Raw genomic sequence first — 12851 nt, 5'->3', positions numbered from 1 at the left:
CCCTACTTCAGCGCCGCCGTTGCGAGCGCGTGCTCCACGCAATTGTTCACATGCGCGCGCAGCGTTTCAGCCGCCGTCGCGGCGTCGCGCTTCAGCGCGGCCTCGAGCAGCGCCCTGTGCTGGGTGGCGGGCTCGTTGCCGCGGTAGCTGAATGCGACCATCTGGTAGCGGAAATATTTGTCGAACACCAAGGCATGCGTCGCCATCAGCATGCTTGAACCGCAATTGGAGATCAGCGCCTGATGGAATTCGCCGTCATAGCGTTTCCACTGCTCGAGCTCGCCGAGGCCGGTTTCCATCAGCCGCTCGGTTGACGCCAGCTTGTGATGGGCGGAAACGACGCGCCCTTCCCACTCGACGTCGGCATTGGCGAACGACACGCCCATCGCATGCTGCTCCAGCAGCAGCCGAAGCTCCGCAAGCTCCCGCAAATTCCCGGCCGAGATCGGCGCCACCTCGAAGCCGCGCCTGCCCTCGGCCAGCACGAAGCCTTCCGCGGCCAGCCGGTTGAGGATTTCGCGCAGCGTAGAGACGCTGACGCCGTAGTCCTCCTTGAGGCCTTCCAGCCGGAGCTTGTGCCCTGGCCGGAGCCGGCCGAACACGATGTCGGTGCGGATGCGGCGATAGCCGTCATCGCCGACCGCTTCCTGCTCTTCCGTTCGCTCGACCAGTGTCATTGCCAAATCCATGCGCAAGGCAGCCAACCGGCAAGTGCCAAGTGCCACCTGCCATGTCAGCCGATTCCGCTCAAGCGTCACTATTCATCCTATATAGCAAGTTTCATATGATAAACTAGAAATTATATTTTGACATTGCTTTCCTCATATGAATACTCCCCCCACCGCGACATCCAGAAGATCGCGAACCAACGGGGAGAAACCGCCATGCGGATCGGATTGCTGTGCGCTGCTGTCAGCCTTTGCGCACTTGTGGGGACATCGGCTTCCGCCCAGGTGCAGGAGCGCACCATTCGCTGGGGTCATCTCAACAACACCGATCACCCGATCAGCTTTGGCGTGAAGAAGTTCGCCGAGGTGCTGGCGGCCAAGAGCGGCGGCAAGCTGAAAATCCGTGAGTTTCCTGCTTCGCAACTCGGCAACGAGCTGCAGCAACAGTCGGCAGTGCGCGGCGGCACGCAGGAAATCCTCTCGGCGTCGACGACATCGCTCGCCGGCGTCGTCAAGGATCTCGGCCTGTTCGACTTCCCCTTCACCGTCAGCACGTTCGAGCAGGCGGAGGCGCTGGCCCAGGGCGCGTTCGGAAAGGCGATGCTTGAGACGCTGCCAGAGAAGGAGCTGATCGGGCTCGGTTACTGGGGACTAGGCTTCCGCAACGCCACCAACAGCAGCCGCCCGATCGCAAAGGTCGAGGATTTCTCCGGGCTGAAGCTGCGCGTGATCCCGAACCCGGTCTATCTCGAAACCTTCAAGGCCTTGAAGGCGAACCCGGTGCCGATGGCGTTCGGCGAATTGTACACCGCGCTGGAAAATAAAACCGTCGACGGCCAGGAAAATCCCTACAGCGTCATCCTGTCAAACAAGTTCTACGAAGTGCAGAAATACGTCTCGGCCACCAACCACACCTTCACGCAGAACGTCATCATCGTCAGCAAGAAGTTCTGGGACGGCCTGTCGCCGGAAGAGCAGAAGATGCTGCGCGACAGCTTTACCGAGACGCGCGAGTACCAGCGCGACCAGACCAAGCTGGCGGCGGAGAAGGCGCTCGGCGAACTGACGGCAAAAGGCATGCAGTTCAACGAGATCGCGCCGGCCGAATACGCCCGCATGCAGGACGCCACCAAATCTGTCGTCGAAAAATTCTCGGCCGAATATGACCCGGCGCGCGTAAAACTCTTCACCGGCGAGCTGGCGCGCATCCGCGGCGCCAAGTAGGCCGCCATGGCCGCCGTCGAACGGCTGATCGATCTCTACTGCCGGCTGCTCAGGGTCGCGATCGCGATCTGCCTCGCGGCGATGGTGGTGCTGGTCTTTACCAACGTGGTGCTGCGCTATCTCTTCAATTCGGGGATAGCGACCTCGGAGGAACTGTCGCGCTGGCTGCTGGTCTGGCTGACGTTCCTCGGCGCCATCGTGGCGTTGCGCCAGCATGCTCATCTCGGCGTCGATACGCTCGTCCGCGCCCTGCCACCGCGCGGCAAGCTCGCCTGCTTGCTTCTGAGCTATGTCCTGATGCTCTACGTCGATGCGCTGCTGACGCTAGGAAGCTGGAAACAGGCGGTGCTGACCTTCGGCGACACCGCACCCGCGTCAGGAATTTCGGTCGGGCTGTTCTTCTATTCCTCCGGGCTCGTCTTCGGCGTTTCGGCCGCCGTGATCCTGCTCGTCGATCTCGTGCGGGTGTTGAGCGGCTCGGCCTCCGAGGAAGACCTGATCCTGGTGAAGGAAAGCGATGAGCACACCTGATCATCTCTTGATGGCGCGGAGCCGGGCGTGACGCTCGCGGTCTTCACCTTCTCGCTGCTCGGCGCGATGGCGCTCGGCATGCCGATTGCCTTCGCGCTGATTGTCTGCGGCGTCGCGCTGATGCACTCGCTCGACATTTTCGACTCGCAGATCGTCGCCCAGAACATCATCAACGGCGCCGACAGTTTTCCCCTGATGGCCGTGCCGTTCTTCATGCTGGCCGGCGAAATCATGAACCGCGGCGGCCTCGCCAAGCGGATCGTCAACGTGGCGCTTGCGCTGGTCGGCCACATCAGGGGCGGCCTCGGCTACGTCACCATCCTCGCCTCCTGCGTGCTGGCGTCGCTGTCGGGCTCTGCGGCGGCGGACGCCGCGGCGCTGGCAGCGCTCCTCGTGCCCATGATGGTCGCGGCCGGTCACCGGAGGATGTATGCGGCGGGCCTGGTTGCCGCCGGCGGCATCATCGCGCCCGTGATTCCGCCGAGCATCGGCTTCGTGCTGTTCGGCGTGGCTGGCGGCGTCTCGATCTCAAAGCTGTTCCTCGCCGGCATCTTCCCCGGCCTGATGCTCGGCGTCGGGCTCTGCTTCGCCTGGTGGTGGGTCGCGCGGCAGGAGAATGTCGAAAGCCCGCCGCGCAAATCGCTGCGCGAGATCGTCTGGGCCTTCGTCGATGGGTTCTGGGCCCTGATGCTGCCCGCGATCATTATCGTGGGCCTGCGGTTCGGCGTGTTCACGCCGACGGAAGCCGCCGTTGTCGTCGCCGTCTACGCGCTGTTTGTCGCGACCTGCATCTACCGCGAGCTGAAGATCGGCGATCTCTACCAGGTCTTCGTTTCGGCCGCCCTCAGCACCAGCGTCGTCATGTTCCTGGTCGCGGCGGCGCTGGTGTCATCCTGGCTCATCACGGTGTCGGAAATCGCCACCCAGATCGTCGACCTCGTTCGCCCCTTCATGGGCAACCAGACGCTGCTGATGCTGGCAATCATGCTGCTGGTCGTCGTCGTCGGCACCGCACTGGACATGGCACCGACCATCTTGATCCTCACGCCGATCCTGATGCCGATCGTCAAGCAGGCCGGCATCGACCCGGTCTATTTCGGCGTGCTCTTCATCATCAACTGCGCGATCGGCCTGATCACCCCGCCCGTCGGCGTCGTCCTCAACGTCGTCTGCGGTGTGTCGCGCATCAGCATGGAGGAGATCATCAAGGGCGTCTGGCCCTTCATGATCGCCCAGTTGGTCGTACTGTTCCTGATGGTGCTGTTTCCGTCCATTGTCACCGTACCGGCGAAATGGTTCGGCGGCTGACATGTTGCCGCGATCGGCTACACTGCAGCATCATTATCCCGTGAAAGGCATGCCATGCGCATCATGATCCTCAATGGCCCGAACCTCAACATGCTCGGCATCCGCGAGCCGCACATCTACGGATCGACCACGCTCGACGCCATCAAGGCCTCCTGCGAGGAGTTTGCCGCCTTTACCGGCACGCAACTGGCGTTTCACCAGTCGAACCACGAGGGCGAGCTGGTCGACCTGATCCAGTCCGCGCGCACGTCGGCGGACGCCCTCATCATCAATCCGGCCGCCTACTCCTTCACCTCGATTGCGATGTTCGATGCCATGAAGATTTTTGACGGCCCGATCTACGAAGTGCATATCTCCAACATCAACGCCCGCGACGAGCTGCACCGGCACTCGAAGCTTTCGGCTGCCGTGAAAGGCGTGATCGCCGGCCTCGGCCCCTACGGCTACATCGTCGCCATGCAGGCCGCGCTGCAGGGAGCCGGCGAGTTACCGGCGTCGCTGCCCGCCGCGGTGCGCGTCGGTCCCAAATGACGGATGGAGCCTGACATGCAGGGAGCTGGTTACCTCGCCATCTGGAGCGATCTGACGCCGCAGGACGAAACCGACTGGGCGCACTGGATCACGCGCGAACATGCCGCCGAGCGCGTCGGCGTCAACGGATTTCTGGCTTGCCGCATCTTCCGTGCGCTGGGCGTCTCGGTGAACCGCTACTTCATCCCCTACGAACTCGAGGACGAACGCGTCGTCGGCGGTGCGGATTATCTGGCGCGGCTGAACGCGCCGACGCCATGGTCGCAGCGCATCATGCCCCGGCTCGGCAATTTCGCACGCGGCGGCGGCCGTATTGCAGCTTCAGCCGGCACCGGCCAAGGCGGCATCGTCGCTCCCCTGCGCCTCGATGCCGCGCCGCCCTGGGACGCCGCCACGGTTGTTGCCGAGCTGGCGCGCCTGGACAGGATCATCGCCGCGCGGGTCCTGCTCACCGACATCGCGCAGACCTCGATCAAGACCCGCGAGAAGGGCATGCGAAGCAATGACGGCTCCTTTGCCGCCCTGCTGCTGATCGAGGGACTGGACGAAGCCGCGGTCCGCGATGCGCTCCATCATCTGCGCAAGACGCTTCCTGCCGAGGATCACGGCGCCATCGACACCCTGCCGCTCTACCGGCTGGCGTTCAGCCTGCCGAAGCGACTTCTGCCGGGCTGACGAGAAGACCGTAGGATGGGTAGAGCGAAGCGATACCCATCAATGCCGCTTTCGAAGATGATGGGTTTCGCTTCGCTCTACCCATCCTACATCTCTACCCACGTCGCGACGGCAGTCGCGTAGGGTGGGCAAAGGAGCGTAGCGACGTGCCCACCATCTATCACCGATCGCGCTTCGAAATGGTGGGCACGCTGTCGCTTTGCCCACCCTACGGCCTGCGGACTGATTTGCCTTGCCGGCAAGCGTAATCTCGATGCTCGGCTGCGACCAATTGGCACGACGGGCAAATCACCAAGAACCTGTCCAGTCCCCTTTGCAAAAATATTCCGCTTAACTTCCAGAGCAAATCATCGGCATAACTCCGCCCGTCTCACGGCAGATGAGGGGCGCTCGCGCGGTGAGATGCGATGGACGCAAATGGCGCGCTGGACGTGCGCGCCTGATGCGTACGGCGAAGTCGTGTGGTCCTGACGCCGCGGTGCTGGCGCTAAGTTCGTGAAAGCAAGCTTTCACGGGCGACGGTGGCAAAAGAGCCGTTCACCGGGGAGAGCTCGAAGTAAGCCGTAAAGCCATTGCGCAGGGAAGGCCGGAATGCTCCGCCTGTACCTGTATGCTCGTGTGCGCGTTCCTTGTGCGCAATTGCACACGAGACCGCGGGTGCAGCAAGCACCCGGTCTTCCCTGCGCCCTCTATTTCTTGGGAGGGCAAACTAAGATGCAAACCTCGGGCGATCAGCGCCGCGAGAATGAGAAGTCATGTGCGTCATTGCGAGGGGCGAAGCGGCGAAGTTCGTAGGGTGGGCAAAGCGCAGCGTGCCCACCATTCAGGATCGCGCTCTTCGAGAAATGGTGGGCACGGCGCAAACGCGCCTTTGCCCACCCTACGAAACTCGCGACGTACGGAGCTACGCCTTCGCCGGTCGCAACATGCGCGTGACGCTGCCGAACGCCCAGTCGATGACGGGCCAGAACAGCAGCACGATCGCAAGCGTCGTGATCGAACCGACGAGACCGTTCGACCAGAACACCTTCAGGTCGCCGCCGGCGCCGATCATCGACAGCCGGAACGCATCCTCGGCGCGGTTGCCGAGCACGAGCGCCAGCGTAAACGGTGCGAGCGGGATGCCGATTTTTTTGAAAACGTAACCGACCACACCGAACCCGAGCATCAGCCAGATGTCGAACATCGCGTTCTGGATCGCATAGGCGCCGATCGCGCAGGACACCACGATCATCGGCGCGACAGCCGCGAACGGCACGCGCAGGATGGATGCAAAGATCGGCACCGTCGTCAGCACCAGCACGAGGCCGACGACATTGCCGAGATACATCGACGCGATCAGGCCCCAGACGAAATCCTTGTGCTCGACGAACAGCAGCGGCCCGGGGTTGAGGCCCCACACCATCAAGCCGCCGAGCAGGATCGCCGCGGTGCCGGAGCCGGGAATGCCGAGCGCGAGCATCGGCAGCAGCGCCGCGGTGCCCGAGGCGTGCGCCGCGGTTTCCGGCGCGAACACGCCTTCGATGCGGCCCTTGCCAAAGCTATCCTGGTCCTTGGAGAAGCGCTTGGCGAGGTTGTAGCCCATGAAGGAGGCCGCGATCGCGCCGCCCGGGGTGATGCCGAGCCAGCAGCCGATGAACGAAGAACGAAACAGCGTCACCCAGTATTTCGGCAGGTCCTTCCAGACCGACAGCACCACGCGCAGGGAGATGCCGGCGGCATGGCCGCGCAGCGCCAGCCGCTCTTCCATGGTCAGCAGGATTTCGCTGATGCCGAACAGGCCGATGACGGCGACCAGGAAGTTGACGCCGCGCAGCAGCTCCGCCGAACCGAAGGTCATGCGCAGTTGGCCGGACACGGTGTCCATGCCAATGCCGGCGAGCAACAAGCCGAGCGACATCGAGATAACCGTCTTATGCTTGGCCTCGCGGCCGAGCCCGACGAAAGAGCAGAAGGTCAAAAGATACACCGCGAAGAATTCCGGCGGCCCGAATTTCAGCGCGAAAGAGGAGATCATCGGCGCCAAGAAGGTGATCAGCATCACCGCGACCAGCGAACCGATGAACGACGAGGTGAAGGCCGCGGTCAGCGCTTCCGCCGCCCTGCCCTGCTGCGCCATCGGATAGCCGTCGAAGGTGGTCGCCACCGACCAGGCCTCACCGGGGATGTTGAACAGGATCGAGGTGATGGCGCCGCCGAACAGCGCGCCCCAATAGATGCAGGACAGCATCACGATTGCCGAAGTCGGATCCATCGTAAACGTCAGCGGCAACAGGATCGCCACGCCGTTCGGACCGCCAAGGCCCGGCAGCACGCCGACGAAAATGCCGAGCACCAGCCCGAGCATCATCAGCAGCAGCGTTTTCCACGTCAGCAGCACGGCGAAGCCGTGCATCAAGAGGCCCAAAGCTTCCATTTACGGGGCTTCCATCAGATCAATCCCACCGGCAGGTTAGCGGCCGAGCGCCGCTTCGAGCGGGCCCTTTGGCATGATGACGTCGAAGGCGATGTCGAAGGTCACGAACATCACGGCGGTAAACACGAAGGCGGTCAGCAAGGACTTCCACAGCGCAATCTTGCCGACCATGCGCATGAAACCGGCGATCAACAGGAAGCTCGCGACGTAGATCCCGAGGAACTGGATGGCGAGGCAGAACAGCACCGTCGGCACGAACACTGCCAGCACGCGGCGAAGCTGCGCCCGCGTCACGAAGGTTTCAGCAGCCTCCCTGCGCGAGAGGAACGCGGCGACCAGGCCATAGAGGCTGGCGCCGGCGAGGATCACCGAGAGATAGAACGGAAAGTACCCCGACTGCGGGCCGGTCGATTCCCAGCCGGCTCCCGTACGCCAATTGTCGTAGCCGAGCGTCAGCGCGAGCGCGAGCAGCAGGAGGCAGACGACGACGTCGGCCGCGCGAACGCTCGTCACCGCAGGCGAATCGGCCTCCGGTGCGGTCGGATCCTCGACGACGATTTCGATGTCGGTATTGGACATGGAGACGGTGACCCCCGATACGACAGACCTCAACGGGGATACGTGCCGACGTTGCCGGCGTCAATGTCCGGCGCTGCGCTCCGGGAATGCGCTCGCAAGTGCAGCACGCTCGGGCCGAAGCAGGCCGCGCTCGGTGATCAATCCCGTCACCAACCGCGCCGGCGTGACGTCGAAGGCGTAGTTGGCTACAGGCGAGCCTTCGGGAACCACGCGCACGGTCTCGACGCGGCCGTCGGCAGTGCGGCCGGTCATGTTCGCCACTTCGTCGGCGCTGCGCTGCTCGATCGGAATCTGCTTGATACCGTCGTCGATACTAAAGTCGATGGTGGGCGACGGCAGTGCAACATAGAACGGCACGCCATTGTCATGGGCGGCGAGCGCCTTCAGGTAAGTCCCGATCTTGTTGCAGACATCGCCATTGGCGGCCACCCGGTCGGTGCCGACGATCGCGAGATCGACCATGCGGTGCTGCATCAAATGGCCGCCGGTGTTATCGGGGATCACCGTGTGCGGCACGCCGTGATGGCCAAGTTCCCAGGCGGTGAGCGAGGCGCCCTGATTGCGCGGCCGGGTCTCGTCGACCCAGACATGAACCTTCAGGCCGCGATCATGCGCCAGATAGATCGGCGCCGTCGCCGTGCCCCAGTCGACCGTCGCAAGCCAGCCGGCATTGCAATGGGTCAGGACGTTGACCGGTTCGCCGGGCCCCTTCCTCGCCGCGATTTGTTCGATCAGCGCCAAGCCATGCCGACCGATCCCCTGGTTGATCGCAACGTCCTCTTCGGCGATTTCGACCGAGCGCCTGTAGGCCGCCGCAGCGCGCTCGGAGGCCGGCAACGGTTGAAGCAATCGCTGCATCTCGTCGAGCGCCCATTTCAAATTGATCGCCGTCGGCCGGGCTGCCAACAGCATGGCATAGGCGCGGTCGAGCGAAGCATCGGAAGCGTCTACCCGCATGGCGAGCGCCATGCCGTAAGCAGCAGTGGCGCCGATCAGCGGCGCGCCGCGCACCAGCATGGAACGGATGGCCTCCGTCGCGTCCTCGGCGTTTGCGATGCGGGCCACCACGAATTCATGCGGCAACCGCCGCTGGTCGATCGCGCCGACCGTCCAGCCGTCGTCCTCGAGCCAGATGCTGCGAAAATGCCGGCCATCGACCTTCATGCGTTCAACACCCTGCCCGCCACCGCATCGAGCTTGGCGAGCAACTTGAGATCGCGCGCTTCGGGCGCGGTGATCAGGGCCGTATCCAGCGCCTTGTCCGATCCAACAGGACACGGCTCATGCTCGCGCGGGAAATCCCTGGCGAGGCGTGCAACGAGCGCCTTGGCCTTGCCGGCATTCGAGTTCAGCACGCGAATGATGTCCTGCACGGTGACGGCGTCGTGATCGGAATGCCAGCAATCGAAATCGGTGACCATCGCCACGCTGGCGTAACAGATCTCGGCCTCGCGGGCGAGCTTTGCCTCGGGCATGTTGGTCATGCCGATCACCGAATAGCCCTGCGCCTTGTAGGTCAGGCTCTCGGCGAGGCTGGAGAATTGCGGACCTTCCATGCAGACATAGGTGCCGCCCTGCACCGCGGCGATGCCTTCGGCCTTGGCGGCGGCGGCGAGATGCACGTGCAGCCGCGGCGAAACCGGATGCGCCATGGATACATGGGCAACGCAGCCCTTGCCGAAGAACGAACTCTCGCGCTTGTAGGTTCGGTCCACGAACTGATCGACCAGCACGAACGTGCCGGGCGGCAGTTCCTCCCTGAACGAACCGCAGGCCGACAGCGAAACCAGGTCGGTAACCCCGGCCCGCTTCAGCACGTCGATATTGGCGCGGTAGTTGATGTCGGAGGGCGACAGTACATGCCCCTTGCCGTGCCGCGGCAGGAACGCGATCGGCAAGCCTCCGATGACGCCGCGCGTCAGCGCTGCGGACGGTTCGCCCCAGGGGCTCTTCATGGTCTCCTCGCGGACGTCCTCCAGCCCCGGCAGGTCGTAGATGCCGGATCCGCCGATGATGCCAAGCACGGCACGCGTCATGACTTCTCCCAGTCAGGATTTCACGCAAGATGTTCGACTATACTGCGGCGCAATAATCAAGCATTGTCGCGCGGTTGCAAGAGGTCTCAAAATGCCGACCACGAAGGACCGGGAAAAGCGTCAGTCGATCATCGATGCCTGCCTGCGCATGAATGTGCTCGGCATCAACCAGGGCACATCGGGGAATATCAGCCTGCGCCATGGCGACGGCATGCTGATCACGCCGACCAGCACGCCCTACGAGGCGATGAAGCCCGAGCAGATCGTCTATATGCATCTCGACGGCAACCACGATCCCGCCCAGCGCCCATCGAGCGAGTGGAGGTTTCACCGCGACATCCTCAAGGCCCGGCCGGAGGTGCAGGCGATTGTCCATACCCATCCACCCTACTGCACCATGCTGGCGATCATGGGCATGGAGATTCCGCCTGTTCATTACATGGTCGCCGTCGCTGGCGGCGATACCATCCGCTGCGCGCCGTATGCGACCTTCGGCACCCAGGAGCTTTCCGAACATGCCGTACGCGCGCTGGAGGGACGGATGGCCTGCCTGCTGGAACACCATGGCATGATCGCGGTCGGGCCGTCGCTGCCGAAGGCGATGTGGCTGGCGGTCGAGGTCGAGACGCTGGCGCGCCAATATCACGGCTGCCTGCAGATCGGCACGCCGCCATTGCTGCCAAAGGAAGAGATCGAAAAAGTCCGCGTCCGCATGGCCGGATACGGCCACGCGGACGAGTGACGGTTGCGGTAGCGTTTTCGAGCGAAGCGGACACAACTTCAGATCAAGAAAACACGTTAAAACAAGAATCTAGAGCTTCAGTCTTAAACCGAAGCTCTAACGCACTACTTCGCGACGAAACCAGCTTCGTTCATCAGCGAGGCGTTGAGCTTGTCGTCCTCCTCGAGGAATTTCAGCATGTCCTTGCCAGTGAGGAAGATCGGCTTGAGCGCCTGCTTCTCCATGTACTCCTTGTACTCCGCCGTCTGCGTCACCTTCTGGAACAGGTCGACATAGAACGCCTGCTGCTCCGGAGTGACCTTGCCGGGCAGGAACATCGCGCGCAGCATCAGATACTGCACGTCGAGCCCCTCCTCCTTGCAGGTCGGGATGTCGTTCCAGGATTGCGTCTCGGTGACCTTGGTCTTGTAGGCGATGCGCTCCTTGTCGAACACGCAGAGCGCGCGGACCTGGCCGGCGCGCCAGACCTCGAGATTTTCGGATGGATTGTTGACGTTGGCTTCGGTGTGCTTGCCGACGAGTTGCGTCGCCGCTTCACCGCCAGACTTGTAGGGCAGATAGGAGAATTTCGCGCCGGTCTTCTGCTCCATGAACACGGTGAGCACGTGGTCTTCGCGCTTGGAGCCGGTGCCGCCCATCTTGAACGGCGAGCCTGCCGCCTTGGCGGCCGCGATGAAGTCCTTCACCGTCTTGGGGCCCTCGGCGTTATCCCACAGCACGAATTGATCCATCGCAACGACCGATACCGGCGTCAGGTCACGCCAGTTGAAGGGGATCTTCGCCGACAGCGGCAGCATGTAGATCAGCGAATAGGCGATCAGCACCTTGTTGGCATCGCCGTCGCTCGACTTCATGTACATCAGCGCCTCGGCGCCCGACGCCCCGCCCTTGAGCGACACAACCATCGGCTGCTTCATCAGATTGTTCTTCTGAATGGCCGCCTGCATCATCCTCGCCATCTGGTCGGACGCACCGCCCGCGCCGGCTGCCACCACGATTTCAACCGGTTTGGTCGGCTCCCAGGCGGCAAGCGCCGGAGTGCTTGCGATCATGGCCGTCAAGGCGGCCGCGGCTTTCAGTATCTGTCCCACGAGTTTCATCCCTATGTATTTGCAAGACTTTGTAAAAATCAGCCTTGGCTGTTGCTTGCCACATCTTGCGAGCGAACCGACGAGAGTTCAAGCTGCAGCGCAATTTGCCGCCTATGACTTTCGCATGAGGCGCAAATCTTTCCCGCAGGAGGCTCGTAGCTACACAGCCGATTCAAGCTCGCCGCTTTTCGGTTGCACGGCTGTGAAAGGACTCATTTAATGCACGCTACAAGGAAAAGCAGGGGGAGAAGCTGAATGAGAAGGATTTTGATGACTGTCCTCATGGGTGCGGCGCTGGCCCTCGCGGGGTGCGGGCGGGATCCTGGACCGAAAGGGGATGCCGGCCCGCAAGGACCAGCCGGGCCGCAGGGCGCGCAGGGATTGCAAGGCGTGCCCGGCCCGCAAGGGCAACAGGGCGCTCAAGGGCCACAGGGTCCCCAAGGGCCACAGGGACCGCAGGGTGCGCCCGGCGCAAAGGGCGATCCCGGACCGGCAGCCGCTTCCATCAGGTCGGTTCAGGCCAACAGCGACGTCAGCTGCGATGCAAATGAAAACCTGGTGTCGGTGTTCTGTCCGTCTGGCGGTGCACCCGACGGCGCCAAGTGCGGCAGCGGTCCGGCCATTGGTCTTTGTCTCAAAAAGTAGCCGTCCTACTGCGCTACGATCCAACGAATGAGGGTCGACGAAAAAGCATGAAGGCGTTCGCGATTGGTTTGCTCCTGGCCTGTCTTGCCACCGCCGCGGACGCCGGTTCCTCAATCATCGGTGCGGGCTCTCAAACCTGCACGGCTTGGACCAACCGCAAAAAGAATGCGGTCGTCAAAGGAAGCTTTGAATCCTGGCTGGTTGGATTCATCAGCGGCCTGAACATCAGCGGCGAACGGGACATGGTTGGTGGTGGCGACTTCGACGCGATCATCGCGTGGATGGATCGCCGCTGCCTCACCACGCCGTCAGACAGAATAGGTATTGCAGCGCTCGATCTGGGCATGGAGCTGGCGAGGAGGGCTGCCAAACCATAGTGGGCGGTAGAGGCCGGCGCGCTGCTTG

General features: G+C 62.9%; 13 protein-coding genes. 7 read left to right on the top strand and 6 right to left on the bottom strand.

The features are described from left to right. Positions 1–2: 2 nt before the first annotated feature. Positions 3–677 (bottom strand): GntR family transcriptional regulator, encoded by a 675-nt coding sequence (locus IVB22_RS04515; protein WP_247516112.1) that lies wholly within the window; start codon positions 675–677, stop codon positions 3–5. Positions 678–884: 207 nt separating this feature from the next. Between IVB22_RS04515 and IVB22_RS04510 the strand changes: the two genes are divergently transcribed. From IVB22_RS04510 to IVB22_RS04490, 5 genes are read left to right on the top strand one after another with little or no spacing between them, the layout of a single operon-like run. Beyond that, positions 885–1892: a TRAP transporter substrate-binding protein gene (locus tag IVB22_RS04510; RefSeq protein WP_247516111.1), complete on the top strand. Its 1008-nt coding sequence runs from the start codon at positions 885–887 to the stop codon at positions 1890–1892. A 6-nt stretch (positions 1893–1898) separates the two neighbouring features. Further along, positions 1899–2423 carry a TRAP transporter small permease gene (locus IVB22_RS04505; RefSeq protein ID WP_247516110.1) on the top strand — a complete coding sequence of 175 codons (525 nt, stop codon included), beginning with the start codon at positions 1899–1901 and terminating at the stop codon, positions 2421–2423. A gap of 27 nt (positions 2424–2450) precedes the next feature. Beyond that, positions 2451–3731 carry a TRAP transporter large permease subunit gene (locus tag IVB22_RS04500; RefSeq protein WP_247516109.1) on the top strand — a complete coding sequence of 427 codons (1281 nt, stop codon included), beginning with the start codon at positions 2451–2453 and terminating at the stop codon, positions 3729–3731. A 54-nt stretch (positions 3732–3785) separates the two neighbouring features. Further along, entirely contained in the window at positions 3786–4262 is a 477-nt protein-coding gene (locus IVB22_RS04495; protein WP_247516108.1) for a type II 3-dehydroquinate dehydratase, read from the top strand. A 15-nt stretch (positions 4263–4277) separates the two neighbouring features. After that, positions 4278–4937 (top strand): hypothetical protein, encoded by a 660-nt coding sequence (locus IVB22_RS04490; RefSeq protein WP_247516107.1) that lies wholly within the window; start codon positions 4278–4280, stop codon positions 4935–4937. A gap of 904 nt (positions 4938–5841) precedes the next feature. On the opposite strand, the gene IVB22_RS04485 is transcribed toward IVB22_RS04490, so the two are convergent. From IVB22_RS04485 to IVB22_RS04470, 4 genes are read right to left on the bottom strand one after another with little or no spacing between them, the layout of a single operon-like run. Beyond that, complete coding sequence (locus IVB22_RS04485; RefSeq protein ID WP_247516106.1) at positions 5842–7353, bottom strand: tripartite tricarboxylate transporter permease; 1512 nt, start codon at positions 7351–7353, stop codon at positions 5842–5844. Positions 7354–7389: 36 nt separating this feature from the next. Next, positions 7390–7932, bottom strand: a complete 543-nt coding sequence (locus tag IVB22_RS04480; RefSeq protein ID WP_247516105.1) for a tripartite tricarboxylate transporter TctB family protein — start codon at positions 7930–7932, stop codon at positions 7390–7392. Positions 7933–7992: 60 nt separating this feature from the next. Continuing rightward, positions 7993–9096, bottom strand: a complete 1104-nt coding sequence (gene mtnA, locus IVB22_RS04475; RefSeq protein ID WP_247516104.1) for an S-methyl-5-thioribose-1-phosphate isomerase — start codon at positions 9094–9096, stop codon at positions 7993–7995. Then, positions 9093–9968, bottom strand: a complete 876-nt coding sequence (locus IVB22_RS04470) for an S-methyl-5'-thioadenosine phosphorylase (protein ID WP_247516103.1) — start codon at positions 9966–9968, stop codon at positions 9093–9095. The genes mtnA and IVB22_RS04470 overlap by 4 nt, the downstream gene beginning before the upstream one ends. 91 nt (positions 9969–10059) lie before the next feature. Here IVB22_RS04470 and IVB22_RS04465 point away from each other — a divergent pair, with 91 nt between their 5' ends. Then, positions 10060–10710 carry a class II aldolase/adducin family protein gene (locus tag IVB22_RS04465; protein WP_247516102.1) on the top strand — a complete coding sequence of 217 codons (651 nt, stop codon included), beginning with the start codon at positions 10060–10062 and terminating at the stop codon, positions 10708–10710. 104 nt (positions 10711–10814) lie between these two features. On the opposite strand, the gene IVB22_RS04460 is transcribed toward IVB22_RS04465, so the two are convergent. Continuing rightward, positions 10815–11762, bottom strand: coding sequence for a tripartite tricarboxylate transporter substrate-binding protein (locus IVB22_RS04460; protein WP_249805000.1), 948 nt, complete (start codon positions 11760–11762; stop codon positions 10815–10817). Positions 11763–12493: 731 nt separating this feature from the next. Here IVB22_RS04460 and IVB22_RS04455 point away from each other — a divergent pair. Beyond that, positions 12494–12823, top strand: a complete 330-nt coding sequence (locus IVB22_RS04455; protein WP_247516100.1) for a hypothetical protein — start codon at positions 12494–12496, stop codon at positions 12821–12823. Positions 12824–12851 lie beyond the last annotated feature (28 nt).

The organism is Bradyrhizobium sp. 190 (assembly GCF_023073415.1).
Lineage (GTDB): Bacteria > Pseudomonadota > Alphaproteobacteria > Rhizobiales > Xanthobacteraceae > Bradyrhizobium.
Note: the sequence above shows the minus strand (reverse complement) of the source record. Positions and strands in the feature narration are given on the sequence as shown.

Bases quoted from the DNA above. Each gene is read 5' to 3' on its own strand.
- IVB22_RS04515 (WP_247516112.1), bottom strand. From the start codon at position 677: ATGACACTGGTCGAGCGAACGGAAGAGCAGGAAGCGGTCGGCGATGAC.
- IVB22_RS04510 (WP_247516111.1), top strand. From the start codon at position 885: ATGCGGATCGGATTGCTGTGCGCTGCTGTCAGCCTTTGCGCACTTGTG.
- IVB22_RS04505 (WP_247516110.1), top strand. From the start codon at position 1,899: ATGGCCGCCGTCGAACGGCTGATCGATCTCTACTGCCGGCTGCTCAGG.
- IVB22_RS04495 (WP_247516108.1), top strand. From the start codon at position 3,786: ATGCGCATCATGATCCTCAATGGCCCGAACCTCAACATGCTCGGCATC.
- IVB22_RS04490 (WP_247516107.1), top strand. From the start codon at position 4,278: ATGCAGGGAGCTGGTTACCTCGCCATCTGGAGCGATCTGACGCCGCAG.
- IVB22_RS04485 (WP_247516106.1), bottom strand. From the start codon at position 7,353: ATGGAAGCTTTGGGCCTCTTGATGCACGGCTTCGCCGTGCTGCTGACG.
- IVB22_RS04480 (WP_247516105.1), bottom strand. From the start codon at position 7,932: ATGTCCAATACCGACATCGAAATCGTCGTCGAGGATCCGACCGCACCG.
- mtnA (WP_247516104.1), bottom strand. From the start codon at position 9,096: ATGAAGGTCGATGGCCGGCATTTTCGCAGCATCTGGCTCGAGGACGAC.
- IVB22_RS04470 (WP_247516103.1), bottom strand. From the start codon at position 9,968: ATGACGCGTGCCGTGCTTGGCATCATCGGCGGATCCGGCATCTACGAC.
- IVB22_RS04465 (WP_247516102.1), top strand. From the start codon at position 10,060: ATGCCGACCACGAAGGACCGGGAAAAGCGTCAGTCGATCATCGATGCC.
- IVB22_RS04460 (WP_249805000.1), bottom strand. From the start codon at position 11,762: ATGATCGCAAGCACTCCGGCGCTTGCCGCCTGGGAGCCGACCAAACCG.
- IVB22_RS04455 (WP_247516100.1), top strand. From the start codon at position 12,494: ATGAAGGCGTTCGCGATTGGTTTGCTCCTGGCCTGTCTTGCCACCGCC.